Origin of the sequence: Pseudomonas sp. LjRoot277 (genome assembly GCF_964253845.1) — a bacterium.
In the GTDB taxonomy this organism is placed as follows: domain Bacteria; phylum Pseudomonadota; class Gammaproteobacteria; order Pseudomonadales; family Pseudomonadaceae; genus Aquipseudomonas.
On record NZ_CAXURI020000001.1, the window covers coordinates 3,173,335 to 3,186,431 of the forward strand.

The following is a 13,097-nucleotide window of genomic DNA, read 5'->3' on the forward strand; positions in this document are numbered from 1 at the left end:
ACCGCTAAACAGATCGCACGCTACGCCAGCGGCTACAGACGTTTGTAGCCGCCGCTCGTTTGTCATTAAGTGAGCACTTTCATTTCAATGTTTTGTATGTCCTGAGCGGTAAGGACGCAAGGCGCATTAGTCGTGCGCTTCAATAACCACCGTGACTGAAAAGGAAAACATCATGACTACTGCAGTTCCTAAGATGGATGATTTTTTGAAGGACGCTCCTTCTAACTGGGGCAAGTGGGGAGCGGAAGACGAAGTTGGCTCTCTGAATTACTTGACCGCGCAAGAAGTCATGCGCGGGGTTGCGCATATTAAGACGGGAAGCGTATTTACTTTACAGCGTATGATCGGTGATCCCGCAGGCGATCCGGTTTGGCCAGGCCGCACCCCGGCGGAACGTACTATGGTTCTCGATGAGTCAAGCTGGGATAATGATCATGGCCCATGTTATCCCGGCGGGTTGCACTACGCTGATGACAAGATCGACGCGTTCCTGCAAGGCTCCACGCAATATGATGCGCTTGGCCACCTCTGGTACGGCGGGAAAATATGGAACGGCTACGACGCGCGAACAACTGTGGGTGGCCTCGACAAGGCCAGTGTCGCACCTATCGGCGAGCGAGGAGTGGTCGGGCGCGGCGTATTACTGGATATGGCACGGCATCGTGGCAAGCGCATGCTGGATAAAGGTGAGACATTCACTCACATGGATCTTATGGCGTGCGCAGAGGCTCAGGGCCATACGATCGAGCCCCACGATATCCTGATTATCAGGACTAACTTCCTTCAAGCTTTCTATGAGCAGGGCGAGGCGTTTTACGACGGATTCTGCGAGCCAGGCCTTACATATTCGGAGGAGCTTGTTCGATGGTTCCATGACAAGGAAATTCCAAACCTTGTCACCGATACCATCGCCAATGAAGTCACGACAGACCCAGTATCAGGTGTGGCTCTGCCACTACACTGCGCTTTGATGCGTAATCTTGGTATCGCCTTTACGGAGATCTGCGACCTGGAAAAGCTAGCTGAAAGTTGCGCGAAAGACAGGCAGTATACTTTCCTTTATGTGGCAGCCCCGCTGAAAGTACATCGCGCTGCCGGATCACCGGTCAATCCGGTAGTGATCAAGTAGTCGTTTATGCTGGGGCAGGTTTACTCCTGCCTCAGCATATGTGAAAGCCGCCGACTTCTGTCTCAACCTAGTACATTCGCTGGCTCGGTGATAGAAGAGTCCATCCGTGGCTGGGCGATCTCTATGGCTCCTTTGTGAGTTTGGCAAGAGTCGAGCCAGGCCACGCGACTTTCATCTAACAACGTTTGCTGCGACCAGCTAGGCCGAGTGATTGCTCGAACCCTCGAGCAATTTACCTGGCGATGCAAGTATGTTGCGGCCTAACTCCAGCCACGCCTTAGCCGCGAAAGAAAGTTCGCCTTGCCCTCACCATGCGAGTGATACTTTCCAGGTCAGCGATGGTGATCGGATTCCTGCGATCGTGAAGCTGTTAGCGTCAAGTGTGTCGCAGAATATGCGGGGGATGAGGGTAATTCCGACACCCAGATTCGCCTACATCGGCGCTGGACCCTGAGGTGTGGGAGAAGTGCAGAAAGTCATCCAAGGGCTTGCAGAAGAAGGTCGGACCATGATCATGGTGACCCATGAAATGGGTTTTGCCCGCAAGGTCTCGAACCAACTGCTGTTTCTTCATCAGGGGCTGGTCGCGGAGCAGGGGGGGAGGCAGAAATTCTGGACAACCCCCGAAGCGAGCGTCTGCAGCAATTTCTGTCCAATGGATTGAAGTGAAAAACCTTCTATATGAGTAACGGAAGACATACCCTCAGGGCTTTCGAACCGTTGGGGCGTATCGACGAGGCAATTATTGATGAGCTGCGTCACAACGTGCGTCACTTACAAAAACTTGCCTCACTTGTTCATTTGAGTCAGAGACCTTGCCAGCAGCGTGTACGTAAGTTGGATAAGACTAGGGGGGAGCGAAAAACGGCATTACTGACTGAATAGCATCAGTCAGCAAATGCGAAGGTGCTATGTGCAAAAGTACAGAACTGAGTGAAGGGCACTCGCTGAGTCAATAAGTTGCACGTCCACCCGAGAGGTCGAATGTAAAGCCAGTCGTAAAACTACACTCGGAACTTGCAATCCACGCAACCATCGCGGCGACTTCTTCGATCTTTACAAAGCGGCCCATCGGAATCTTGGCCTTGATGGTTGCGATAAACTCAGGTGTAACTTGTTTTAGGAGGTCGGTTTCGGCCATTGTCGGAGCGATACAGTTCGCCAAAACTCCTGAGTCGGCTAACTCCTTTGCGATGGACTTCGTGTAGGCAATGACCCCCCCTTTTGCTGCTGCGTACGCACTACTACCAGGATTGCCTTCTTTGCCGGCGATAGAGGCGACGTTGACAATGCGACCATATCCATTCGCCCGCATTTGCGGAATCGCTGCGCGGCAGGTGTTAAAAATTCCTGTGAGATTGATGTTTAGCACTCTCTGCCATTCGTCAATAGGGTATTCCCAAGTCGGGCTAATAACTCCGTTGATCCCCGCATTGTTCACTAAAATTTCGATTTTTCCAGTGACTGCAAGTGCTTCACCAAATGCTGTTTGAACTGCATTTGGATCTGAAACGTCGACGCATTGATTTAAAATCGGAGTAAAACCTGCTTGAGCAACATCAAAATCGTTGAAGTTGATATCCCAAAGGATGATCTTCTTGCCGTCTGCGGCTAACCGCCGTGCGATACCTAGGCCAAGCCCTCGAGCGCCGCCTGTAATCAGTGCTGTCTGGACTACATCTGTCGTACTCATTTTCTTCTCCCTCGATATCCGCGTCGGGTGTATTGATCGTATTTTAAGGACGGTATAGCCACCGTCTTGCTTCAATGGTGGCTACGCCGGTATTTCGTCGTCGTAGACGCTGCGCAACGTTGCGGTAGACAAGGTGGCTGATAATGTAATTTCAACTGCCGAGCGTCTGCGCCTTGAATCATCCGTAAAGGTCTCAGTCGTGCAAGTTGACCCAGCGGTATGACCAGAGGCTGGTCAACCCGCCGGCTAGGCAAAGACCACCGAGTAACAGCGCAACAGGAAGATACGAACCATTCGCATGATTGATTAACAATGTTGCTATCAATGGCATAAATCCACCGGTTGCACCGGCGAGGGCATATCCAAAGCCCGCTCCGCTATAGCGAACTTTTGTATCAAATAAGCCCGAAAACCATACAGGCTGGACCGCTGTTGCCATATTATGGCAAATATTGATTAAGAAAAAAAATCCAAGTGCTATTAGCGGTATCGAACCAGTTTGTAAGGCGTGAAAAAATGGGATAGCCGTAATCGCGCCGACTATGGAGGCTATTATGTAGAACCATCGAATTCCAAAGTGGTCCGCTAGTTTCGCAAACGTTGGTAGGGTAATCATCGCGAGCGTCATCGAGATCATTGATGCCACCATCACGCTGTCAGGTGAAGCTGTCGTGTAATTAGTGACGTAGGCCAAGGAAAAAGTGAAGGCCAGATAATAGGTGCTTTGATCGAGTAATCGCATACCGATGACCGCAAGAACTTGCAGGGGTCTCGTTTTGAGCACGATGCTTAGTGGGGCAGCTACTTCAGTCTGATGCTCTTTAACTTCTTGGAATTTTTCAGACTCTGGAACGGAGCGACGTATCCAGAGTGCGAACAATGCAAGAGAAATACTGAGCAGGAAAGGTATCCGCCAGCCCCACTCCAGGAATTGCTCGGGTGTCGTCAGCTTCTTACAAAGGAAAAAGACGGCGGTACCAATTAACAGACCGATGAAGGATCCAGTCTGTACACCGGCAGATAGAAAATTTCGGCGTTCCTTGGGCGCGCTTTCAACGGCCATCAAGGCTGCTCCTCCCCATTCTCCTCCCACAGCGAAGCCTTGAATTGCACGCAGTGCCACCAGCATGATCGGCGCCCATATACCCGCCGTCTCGTAAGTCGGTAGTGCGCCGATTAGCGCGCTGGCCAGCCCCATGATCAGCACCGTGAGCATGAGCATTGTCCGCCGCCCCATCTTGTCACCGAAGTGCCCGAATACGGCCCCCCCCAGTGGACGAAAAAGGAAACCAACGGCAAAGGTGCTGAGCGAAACTAGAAGGCCAGTCGTGGGCTCATCAGAAGGGAAGAACAAGGGGGCGAACACAGTAGCGGCAGCGGTCCCATAGAGGAAGAAGTCGTACCAGTCGACAATAGCTCCCACAGTGCCGGCGAGCGAAGCGCGGCGCGCATCCACAGGTGATTTAGACGGTGGAAGAGCGGCAGTATGCGGCGATCGGGACGAACTCTGCACGTCAAGGTTGGTTGTCATCCTCTGCTCCAATTTAATTGTTATTAGTTCCGGTTGATATGACACAGCCAGATGTAGGCGGGTGACAGAGGGTATCGATGTTTTTGATTTGTTTCGGTCACCCGTTGAGCTTATAGTGGCACAGCCAGGGAGAAAGTGGAATAGTATTCCAGTGACACAGGAAGGTTATTCCATGTACCGTTCGATTATCGCCCAGCCTTTTGCGTGGTAAGCAAAAAACTGGCGGTCGGCAGCTGCAGCTGCAGCTGACGATAGACGGTAGAGACTTGCCTAGCGTTAATGGGCGAAGTGCCACGCGTCATCATTTTCTAACGCGCTATCTCCCTCCTGCAGCTAAAAAATATATATCACAGAGAAATAACGCGTTATTTTGAATCAAGAGGTAGTCCTTTATGAGTGGTAATTCTGATATTCGCAGTACGTCATTGGCCAACCTGACAATAGGCCGAACTCCCCAGCCTGAACTAATTCATGCAGCTGCTGACGCCGGATTCGGCAAAGTTGGTTTGCTTCTGATGACCGCCACCACCCAGCCTCTTCAATACGAAGTCCTGGGCAGGCCGCAAGTAATTAGCGATATCAAACAAGCTCTTCGTGATACAGGAATTGGTGTGTTTGACATTGAGGCGTTCGTTCTTTCGCCGGAAACTAATCTCGAGAAATTCAAGCCTGCGCTGGAATTGGGGGCTGAACTTGGTGCCACCCATATTTCGTCGATTGGAACAGAGCTTAGCGCTACTGCTAAGTTTCTTTCAGACGAGCAGCGAGTTGACCTTTTTGGGCGCTTATGTAATGAAGCTGCCCAATTTGGATTGACAGTGGGTGTGGAGTTCATGCTTTATCGTGATATAAAAACATGGCAGGAAGCGTTGTATATGATTGAGGCGGTCAATCCCTCAAATGCTGGATTGATTTTAGATGTACTACATTTCTTTCGTGGAAGTGGAACACCCTCGGACATCAAAAAGATACCTGTCGACCGAATCGCATATGCGCAGCTGAGTGACTGCTCGAATATTTCTCCATCAGTAGAGATGCTTGCTTTGGAGGCGCGTACGTCAAGGCTTCATTTAGGCGATGGCATAATTCCTTTGAGGGAGATAATCATGGAACTCCCGAAGGATCTCCAGTTAGTTATTGAAACGCCAGTTTCTGCCGAGCTGTCTCTTTCTCCGTCTAAACGAGCCATCTCAGCAGCACAGCGGAGCGCTGATTTCTTCAAGTCCGGTAAGAAACTCTAGTTTCTAAAGGATATGGATATATCAAAATCTTGTTCCTGGTCTTGATTTTTGGTTTTTAAATATATGGGCCCCGCGCTGAGCGGGGCTTTATTGTTAAGAAAAAAACGTGGCCAGCTCCAAATGCCTATAGTAGTGAAAGTGGGTAGTTGATGATCAGCCGGTTTTCATCGAAACTGTTAGTGCGACCCCAATCGCGGCGCATGGTAGAGTTGCGCCACTTGAAGTTCAGTGTTTTCAGTGGGCCTGACTGGACAGTGTAGGCCAGCTCGCTCTCGCGCCCCCACTCGCTACCATCGTCGGTACTGCCGTTATGTACATTATTACCACTGATGTATCGGTTCATCATTGTTAGGCCGGGCACGCCGAGGGCGGCGAAGTCATAGTCATGACGCAGTTGCCAGGAGTCTTCCTTGGGGTTGTCATAGCTGGAGCTGTAACTGTCGTTAGCCAGCGTACTGCTGCTGGCACCATTGACGCGGAACCATTCGTCGTTGCCCATAACCTTCTGCAGGCCGACGTAAAAGGTGCTGGCGCCGTGCTTGGCGGAGAACATCCCGGAGAAAGTGCGGTTGTCCAGGTCGCCGGCCCTGGCGCTGCCGTCTTCCTTACCCCAGAAGAAGCCAAGGTTGGCGCCCAGCAGCCAGTCGCCAAGCGGCTGGAAGTGCTGTGCCTGCAGGTACTTCTGCTGATAGATGTCATTCAGCTCTGCGTTCCACAGTCCAACCAAGGTGCGGTTGTCATTGAAGCGGTATTCTCCTCCAGCGAAGTTGAAACGGTCGGACTTGAAGTTGGGGCGAGTATTGAGGCTCATGTCCTCCATGCTTGCGTCGTTACGTGGGCTGTTCTGGCGGAACTGGCCGCCGTAGAGGGTGAGGCCGGCAATTTCCTTTGAGGTAATCTGGGTACCCTGGAAGGTCTGGGTTAGCGAGCGACCGTCGTCGGAACGCAGGATCGGCAGCGCCGGGGCCCATTCGCCAACCTTCAGTTCGGTCTTCGAGGTGCGCGCTTTGCCGGCTACCGCCAGGCGACCGAAGTCATCGGCTGGGCGGCCATCGTTGTGCACTGGTAACAGTTGGGTGCCGGCGGTACCCTTGCCGCCGTCGAGCTTGATGCTGTATAGGCCAAGCACGTCCAGGCCAAGGCCGATGGTTCCCGGAGTGAAGCCGGACTTAACATCGAAGATGAAGTTTTGTGTCCATTCCTCGGCCTTGGCCTGAGCGCTGTCATTGACGAAGTTGCGGTTCATGTAGAAGTTGCGCAGCGTCAGACTCGCTGCGGAGTCTTCGATGAATCCCCCTTCAGCACCTGACGCGGCCTCCCCCAGAAATCCTGCCGCAATAGACGCAGATAAGTAAGTAATCGCCCTATAAGTATATTTGGTCCGAGTAGAGTTCTTATTGTTCATTTTGTCATCTTCCCATGTGGAGCCCCTATCGACGGATGAGGAGAGTCCGTCACGCCTGCCTTTGGGGCTGCGTGGTGGCACGTAGGAGCTCTTTTAAAGGATGGTGCACCCACCCGTAACATCAGCTAATGAAGCTTGTCGCGATTACTCGTGGCACTCTGTCGCTTTGCCCTCGGCCTTAATGGGGGCCAGCGTCTGTGAGGGGGTTATCAGGAACTGCGCCTACCAACACATCCTTAGTACTTAGAATGCGGAATAATGCAGGCAGTGATTGGGGCGAATACCATCACTTCAGCTTGCTGCTGCGTTAGTAAGTTATGGCACAGAAAGCTCACCAAACCTTGCCATTGCTGCTCAAGAGCAGTTGCCCCGCTCTTGCGAATATAGAGCCGCAGAACATCGCCTCCGCTATGATGAAAATCTGCTGGGGAATTGTTCGCAAGGCACGTAGAGATTACGCATCACGTTACTTTGTCGCGAGAGCGCTATTTATATGCTGTTCCATCGGTGATTCATAATCCTGAACTCCGGCGGCGTGTCGCCCTGCAATATATCCAAAGGTCACTGCTGGTCCCAGGTTAATCCCGCCAGAGGGATAGAGGCCACCCATGATACTTGCCATGTCTGCTCCAGCAGCATAGAGGCCTATGATCGGCTCATTGTTGTCTCTAAGCACTTGGGCCGAGGCGTTAGTTCTCAAACCTGCGAATGTTCCGAAACTGCCAGGTAGTACTTTGACTGCATAGAAAGGACCATGCTCGATCGGTGCCAAACAAGGATTAGGGCCACTATGCAGAGGGTCACCACTTTTACGATTGAAAGGAGTAGCACCACGCTCAAAAAGAGGGTCTTCGCCGAGCCGCGCGTGCTCGTTAAAAGAACGAATGGTCTCTGCAAGACCTGTTGGGTCAATGCCACATTGCTGTGCAAGTGCGGGAATTGAGTCCCCGCGCTTTAGATAGCCGCTTCGAATATAGGAGCCGACAGGAAAGGGGAAGGGGCGTGCGTGACCTAGTCCATAACGTCTTTGAAAACGATGATCGCAGATGAGCCAAGAAGCGACTTCTTGGTCTGCTGGGACAGCAGCAATCATTGCTGTTGTGTAGTCGTAGTACCCGTTCGCTTCATTTACGAAGCGTTTGCCATTGGCAAGTACCCCGATACTACCAGGCTTCGCACGGTCGATAATGTGTGGGAAATGACCTGTACTTCCATCCCTATAGACCAGTCGTGACACTGGCGCCCACGCAGCTGGAGAGGCGAGGTCTGTCGCAAGTTCCCCGCCTGCAGATTCGCCAAGCGTGACACCGTCACCACTGCAGCTTTCGGGTGGTAGAGCAAGATGCTCAGTACCCGACGGAGTCCGTGGAAAATACAACTTACGGCGATCAATATCGTTTGGGAAGCCGCCAGTAGCCAAAACGACGCCTCTTGTAGCATGAATTTCCATTTCGCCGGTTTGGCTACCAATGACTGCGCCACGAACAGCTCCATCTTCGATAACCAGGCGCTTGGCCGGAGCCGACTCAATCAAAGTGACTCCTAATTTCTCGGCGGACTTTGCCAGGCGCGCAACCAGTGCGACGCCATTTACGAGTTGCATCGCGCGACCATGAAATGCGAGATCCAATAAGTGTCGACCGACCCGTCTCGCAACATGAACCACCGACTTTAGTGAGCGCGTCAGGCTGAGAAATGCAGCAAGATCTGAGCCCGCCATGATTGGCATACCCATCACCGATGTCTCTCGCATTGTTCTTCGCAGACGGTTCATTAGGGGGCCGACTGCTCGACCATCATACGGGGCCGCAATGATCTGGTGGCCCCTTACGGCAGCACCGGGAGTATTGCCATGCATATCCGGGATTTCGTTTCCGTCGACAAAGCGCAGCTCTGTGTGGGTTTCGAAAAATGAAACCATGTTCGAACAATTATTGAGGAAGGCGTCGATACGTGCCTCGTCGTAATGAGAGCCGAGTTCGTTCCTGAGGTACATCCGCGGTTGCTGAGGATCTTCATGTATCCCAGCTCGCTTTGCGAGTGGGTTGCCGGGAACCCACATCCATCCCCCAGACCAGGCACTAGCCCCGCCGAACACTTCGTCCTTCTCCACGACAATCACACTGAGGCCGTGCCACGCAGCGGTAACTGCAGTGGCCAATCCAGCGGCTCCAGACCCAATCACCAACAAGTCGCAGCACAACGCGCGCTCTGCCATTTTCGCCTCCAAATAAATACTCTGAAGGGAAGATAATGGAAAAGTATTCCAGTGTCACTGGAAAATAATTCCTTTCATCGCGAAGAAATATTTTATCCTCGGCGTGACTGGTTCTGTCAGCCGTTATTTCAAGCGGTCTTGACGCTCGGTCCGGGGCTGGCCAAGGGAGTGCTACTAATGTCTTTCTGAGGGTGGAGCTAGTAAGCATGCTGGTGAGCACTACCAGACCGCGTTTCCTTGCTTTTGTGGTAAACCCGTCCATAGGAGGTGGAAAAAAATTCCAGTATGATTGGCGGATTACAATGACTGCATGCACGGAGGTTGTTAATGGTAAGCGTGTCGGCTTTACAAGGACCAAGCTATTCCGGGGTGCTAGATCGCGGATTGGCAGTAATTGAGCTGCTGTCTGGGCGGGCGGAGGGTATGTCGTTGACGTCGATTTCGGAGGTTTTACGCATCCCTCGCAGTGCGACACACCGGCTTATGACTTCGTTATCGGAACATGGCTATATACGTCAGGAGCAGGATCGCGGCATATATGTTCTGACAACAAAGCTACAGGTACTGGCATTCAGGCATCTGGCATCAAGTGGATACATCGACGCCGCTCAGCAGGTCCTTGATCGCCTTGCCGAAAAAACTGGAGAGCTGGTTCGCCTTGCGGTCGAAGACAATGGGCAGTTGATTTGGGTTGCTAAAGCCCAGGGCGCTCGATTCGGACTTCGGTATGACCCTGACATGGGCATGATTTCAAAGCTTTCATGTTCGGCGACCGGGTTCGCCTGGCTGTCGAAAATGGAGGATAAGGATGCCATCGCTGCTATTGAAGAGCAGGGTTACGGAACACCGGGGGACTTTGGTCCGCGAGCGCCACAGACGGCCGCCAAGGTATTGGAGCACATACACGAGGCTCGTAAGCGAGGTTATGCGATTGGGATGCAGACCTATTCGGATTGGATGGCTGCGATCGCGACCGTATTGATTCACCCCCTAAGTGGGAGACCAATAGGTGTGGTGAGCGTGGCGGGCCCCCTTTCTCGGCTGGCTGAAGACCGATTACACGAACTCGCTCCTCTTTTGATGGCATCTGCTGAAGAAATCAGTCAGTTGATTCCTGGTTCTCCGTCTCTAATGAGCCCGGGCGCTGCCAGAAAGACAATAAGTACCTGAACCCGGTCATTTTAGGGGACGTGATAACCTAATCTTCGACATGTACCGAGAGGATAGGGGGACTCACCCTCAGTAGACTAGTGATGAAAGACCTGTAGCGGGGCTGAAGAGAAGGGGGGGCACTTTCATTGAGGGGCTTAGCCCTGAAAGCGTTCCCGCATTGCTAGCCAAGGTTCAGGCAGACATTTATGAGGTCACCTTGGGTAGCTGCAGAATCGGAACAGAGCAAAGGTCTTCAATCTTCTTGATCGAATGCTGACGCAAGAATTCTGGGCTCGCGACAGGCAGGATGACCTCTTCCAGCTTCAGCAAGACATCTGGATTGGCTGCGTAGAAGTCGCTGAGTACGGGTAACAGCCAGTTTGACGCTGCGACACTGGTGCGCAGCCTGACCACGCCACTTTCTTCCACCGCAGGGCGCAATGCCAAGGCTGTGTTCTCGATGTTGTTGAAAGCAGCCGTCACTGAAATGAGCAGTTTCCTCCTCGCGTCAGTGAGTTCCAGGCGTGTGCCAAACCGGACAAACAGTGAAACCCCAAGGGTGTGTTCAAACTCCTTGATCTGACTGCTGATCGCCGGTTGTGAAATTAGCTGTTCCTCTGCGGCGCGCGCGAAATTGCAACGCCTGGCCGCAGCTTCAAATACAACGCGTCGGTTCGCGCTTTATGTCTTCTCCGTTCATCCGACGGGCAGCGCTCCCCGGTTACATGAGCGACTGTTACTTTGTTTCGAGGGTGTGCACAGCGGGAGGGGAGCATGCGTCGGCGATACTTCAGCTAGAGTGGACGGGTATGCTCGCTTCAGCCGACCCGTTCAATCTCAAATTCATGCGGCGCTACCCATTCCCTGCACTAGCATGATCTCGGCGATGATCGGTACCGGCGTCATCAGGTGAGTGCGCATCATGGTGCTGGCCCGTGGCGCATCGCGGGCCAGAATAGCTTCAACCAGCGCGGCATGTTCCTTGCGCTTCAACGCCAGGGCTTCTTCGGAGAAAACCGTCTGGGTCAGCCAAAGGTGGCGGTAGCGTTCGGCCTGGTCAAATAGATAGCCACGCGCCTGTAACAGGTGTTTTGAGCCGCAACCGGTGGCGATAGCAGTGTGGAAGGCCTTGTGCCGTTCGTCCCAGACATCCAAGACCTGCTCTCGGGTTTTGACATCCATGACTTTCGAGAGGGTATGGGACTGGGCAAGGATCTGCGCCTCCCAGGCGTCGTCACCGCGCTCAATGGCCAAGCCTACGATCATCGCCTCGAGGTTGGCGCGGGCATCGTAGATGTCCTGCATTTCCTTCAACGACATGGGCGCGACCCGGTAGCCCTTCTGGCTGATCACCACTACCAGATGTTCGGCCACCAATTGCGAAAGCGCCTCTCGCAGTGGGCCAACCCCCAAGTCATAACGCTCCTTGAGCCCGCTCATGAGGAGCTTCTCTCCGGGCTTGAAGACCCCACGAATGATGTCCTGTTTGAGCCGCTCATACCCGCTGAATGCAGAGTTCTGCTTGGGGGCGAGGCTATCCAAAGGTGCTGCTCCTGATATCGACAAGGTCCAATCATACCTAAACATCTGTCATACGAAAAATATAAGACGGAATGATGTTTTGTCGATTAACAATAAAAATGTAGACATTATTATTTTGTGGCGATATTTTTGACCTGCGCCTGATCCAGATCAATGCTGGAAGGGCTAATCCCTACCTTCTGCCCAGGAACTGCCATGAACGCCTTTACTCAGATTCAGGACCTTGTGATGCCACTCCCATCGGAGACTAAGGGCTTCATCCTTACCCCTTCCAGTCAGTCGCCGCGTCTGCTTGAGCTGAAATTCGCCAAGGAAACCGTCGACGCATTCGTCACGGCGGTGGCGCAATGGCCGGTCCAGGCCCTGGAGTACAAGTCGTTCCTGCGTTTCCGGGTCGGTCAGATCCTTGACGAGCTGTGCGAGGGCACCCTGCGCCCGGTGTTGGTCAACACCATTCTGGACCGCGCCACCGGCGGCATGCTGATCACGCCTGAAGGTTTGAATGACGTGACCCACGCCGATGACATGGTCAAGTTCTCCTCGGCCGTCGCACACCTGATCGGTCGCTCCAACTTCGATGCCATGAGCGGACAGTTCTACGCGCGCTTTGCAGTGGTCAACACCGACAATTCCGACAGTTACCTGCGCCAGCCACACCGGGTCATGGAACTGCACAACGACGGCACCTTCGTTCAGGAGCGTACCGACTACGTGCTGATGATGAAGATCGACGAGCAGAACATGGAAGGCGGCAACACCCTGCTGCTGCACCTGGACGATTGGGAAGACCTGCACCACTACTACACGCACCCGCTGGCCCGCCGTGAAATGCGCTTCACCGCGCCACCGAGCAAGAACGTGCGTGAAGACGTGTTCCACGCGGTGTTCGACAACGACGCCGAAGGCCGCCCGACCATGCGCTATATCGACCAGTTCGTGCAGCCCAAGGACTTCGAGGAAGGCATCTGGCTGACCGCCATGAGCGAGTCCCTGGAAGGCAGCCAGAAGAAGGTTTCGATACCGGTGCCGGTCGGCAGCTTTGTGCTCGTCAACAACATGTTCTGGCTGCACGGTCGTGACCGCTTCACCGCCCACCCGGGCCTGCGTCGTGAGCTGATGCGTCAGCGCGGTTATATCAGCTACCAAAAAACCATGTACCAGCGCGGCCAGTAAGGTTTGCCAAACG

General features: G+C 53.2%; 11 protein-coding genes and 2 pseudogenes. 6 read left to right on the top strand and 7 right to left on the bottom strand.

Translation table 11 applies throughout. The features are described 5' to 3' along the window. Nucleotides 1-172 precede the first annotated feature (172 nt). The 3 genes and pseudogenes from ACSQ87_RS15035 to ACSQ87_RS15045 all read left to right on the top strand — a co-directional run bounded on the left by ACSQ87_RS15035 (nt 173) and on the right by ACSQ87_RS15045 (nt 2,014). Nucleotides 173-1,129: a cyclase family protein gene (locus tag ACSQ87_RS15035; protein ID WP_223502628.1), complete on the top strand. Its 957-nt coding sequence runs from the start codon at nt 173-175 to the stop codon at nt 1,127-1,129. A gap of 425 nt (nt 1,130-1,554) precedes the next feature. After that, nucleotides 1,555-1,798: pseudogene (locus tag ACSQ87_RS15040) on the top strand (histidine/lysine/arginine/ornithine ABC transporter ATP-binding protein); the annotation flags it as partial. A 12-nt stretch (nt 1,799-1,810) separates the two neighbouring features. Next, nucleotides 1,811-2,014 carry an AsnC family protein gene (locus tag ACSQ87_RS15045; RefSeq protein ID WP_436273779.1) on the top strand — a complete coding sequence of 68 codons (204 nt, stop codon included), beginning with the start codon at nt 1,811-1,813 and terminating at the stop codon, nt 2,012-2,014. Nucleotides 2,015-2,081: 67 nt separating this feature from the next. Here ACSQ87_RS15045 and ACSQ87_RS15050 read toward each other — a convergent pair whose 3' ends face one another. Together ACSQ87_RS15050 and ACSQ87_RS15055 are read right to left on the bottom strand one after the other, a co-directional pair. Next, nucleotides 2,082-2,822 (bottom strand): SDR family NAD(P)-dependent oxidoreductase, encoded by a 741-nt coding sequence (locus tag ACSQ87_RS15050; RefSeq protein ID WP_223531567.1) that lies wholly within the window; start codon nt 2,820-2,822, stop codon nt 2,082-2,084. A gap of 193 nt (nt 2,823-3,015) precedes the next feature. Then, entirely contained in the window at nt 3,016-4,353 is a 1,338-nt protein-coding gene (locus ACSQ87_RS15055; protein ID WP_436273780.1) for an MFS transporter, read from the bottom strand. A 392-nt stretch (nt 4,354-4,745) separates the two neighbouring features. On the opposite strand from ACSQ87_RS15055, the gene ACSQ87_RS15060 reads away from it, so the two are divergent. Further along, nucleotides 4,746-5,594, top strand: a complete 849-nt coding sequence (locus ACSQ87_RS15060) for a sugar phosphate isomerase/epimerase family protein (protein WP_429555913.1) — start codon at nt 4,746-4,748, stop codon at nt 5,592-5,594. A 124-nt stretch (nt 5,595-5,718) separates the two neighbouring features. Here the strand turns inward: ACSQ87_RS15060 and ACSQ87_RS15065 are convergent, their stop codons facing one another. Beyond that, nucleotides 5,719-6,999, bottom strand: coding sequence for an OprD family porin (locus tag ACSQ87_RS15065; RefSeq protein WP_436273781.1), 1,281 nt, complete (start codon nt 6,997-6,999; stop codon nt 5,719-5,721). Between the two features lie 466 nt (nt 7,000-7,465). Next, nucleotides 7,466-9,217, bottom strand: a complete 1,752-nt coding sequence (locus tag ACSQ87_RS15070; RefSeq protein WP_436273782.1) for an FAD-dependent oxidoreductase — start codon at nt 9,215-9,217, stop codon at nt 7,466-7,468. A 327-nt stretch (nt 9,218-9,544) separates the two neighbouring features. Here ACSQ87_RS15070 and ACSQ87_RS15075 point away from each other — a divergent pair, with 327 nt between their 5' ends. Next, nucleotides 9,545-10,387, top strand: a complete 843-nt coding sequence (locus ACSQ87_RS15075) for an IclR family transcriptional regulator (protein ID WP_429541917.1) — start codon at nt 9,545-9,547, stop codon at nt 10,385-10,387. A 186-nt stretch (nt 10,388-10,573) separates the two neighbouring features. Here ACSQ87_RS15075 and ACSQ87_RS15080 read toward each other — a convergent pair whose 3' ends face one another. The 3 genes and pseudogenes from ACSQ87_RS15080 to csiR all read right to left on the bottom strand — a co-directional run bounded on the left by ACSQ87_RS15080 (nt 10,574) and on the right by csiR (nt 11,911). Further along, nucleotides 10,574-10,852, bottom strand: a complete 279-nt coding sequence (locus ACSQ87_RS15080) for a hypothetical protein (protein ID WP_436273783.1) — start codon at nt 10,850-10,852, stop codon at nt 10,574-10,576. Nucleotides 10,853-10,885: 33 nt separating this feature from the next. After that, nucleotides 10,886-11,020: pseudogene (locus tag ACSQ87_RS15085) on the bottom strand (LysR family transcriptional regulator); the annotation flags it as partial. Nucleotides 11,021-11,212: 192 nt separating this feature from the next. Then, nucleotides 11,213-11,911 (bottom strand): DNA-binding transcriptional regulator CsiR, encoded by a 699-nt coding sequence (gene csiR / locus ACSQ87_RS15090; protein ID WP_223531560.1) that lies wholly within the window; start codon nt 11,909-11,911, stop codon nt 11,213-11,215. 195 nt (nt 11,912-12,106) lie between these two features. Between csiR and glaH the strand changes: the two genes are divergently transcribed. Further along, the gene (gene glaH, locus ACSQ87_RS15095; protein WP_223531559.1) at nt 12,107-13,084 is read left to right on the top strand and encodes a glutarate dioxygenase GlaH; all 978 of its coding nucleotides are present in this window, start codon (nt 12,107-12,109) and stop codon (nt 13,082-13,084) included. Nucleotides 13,085-13,097 lie beyond the last annotated feature (13 nt).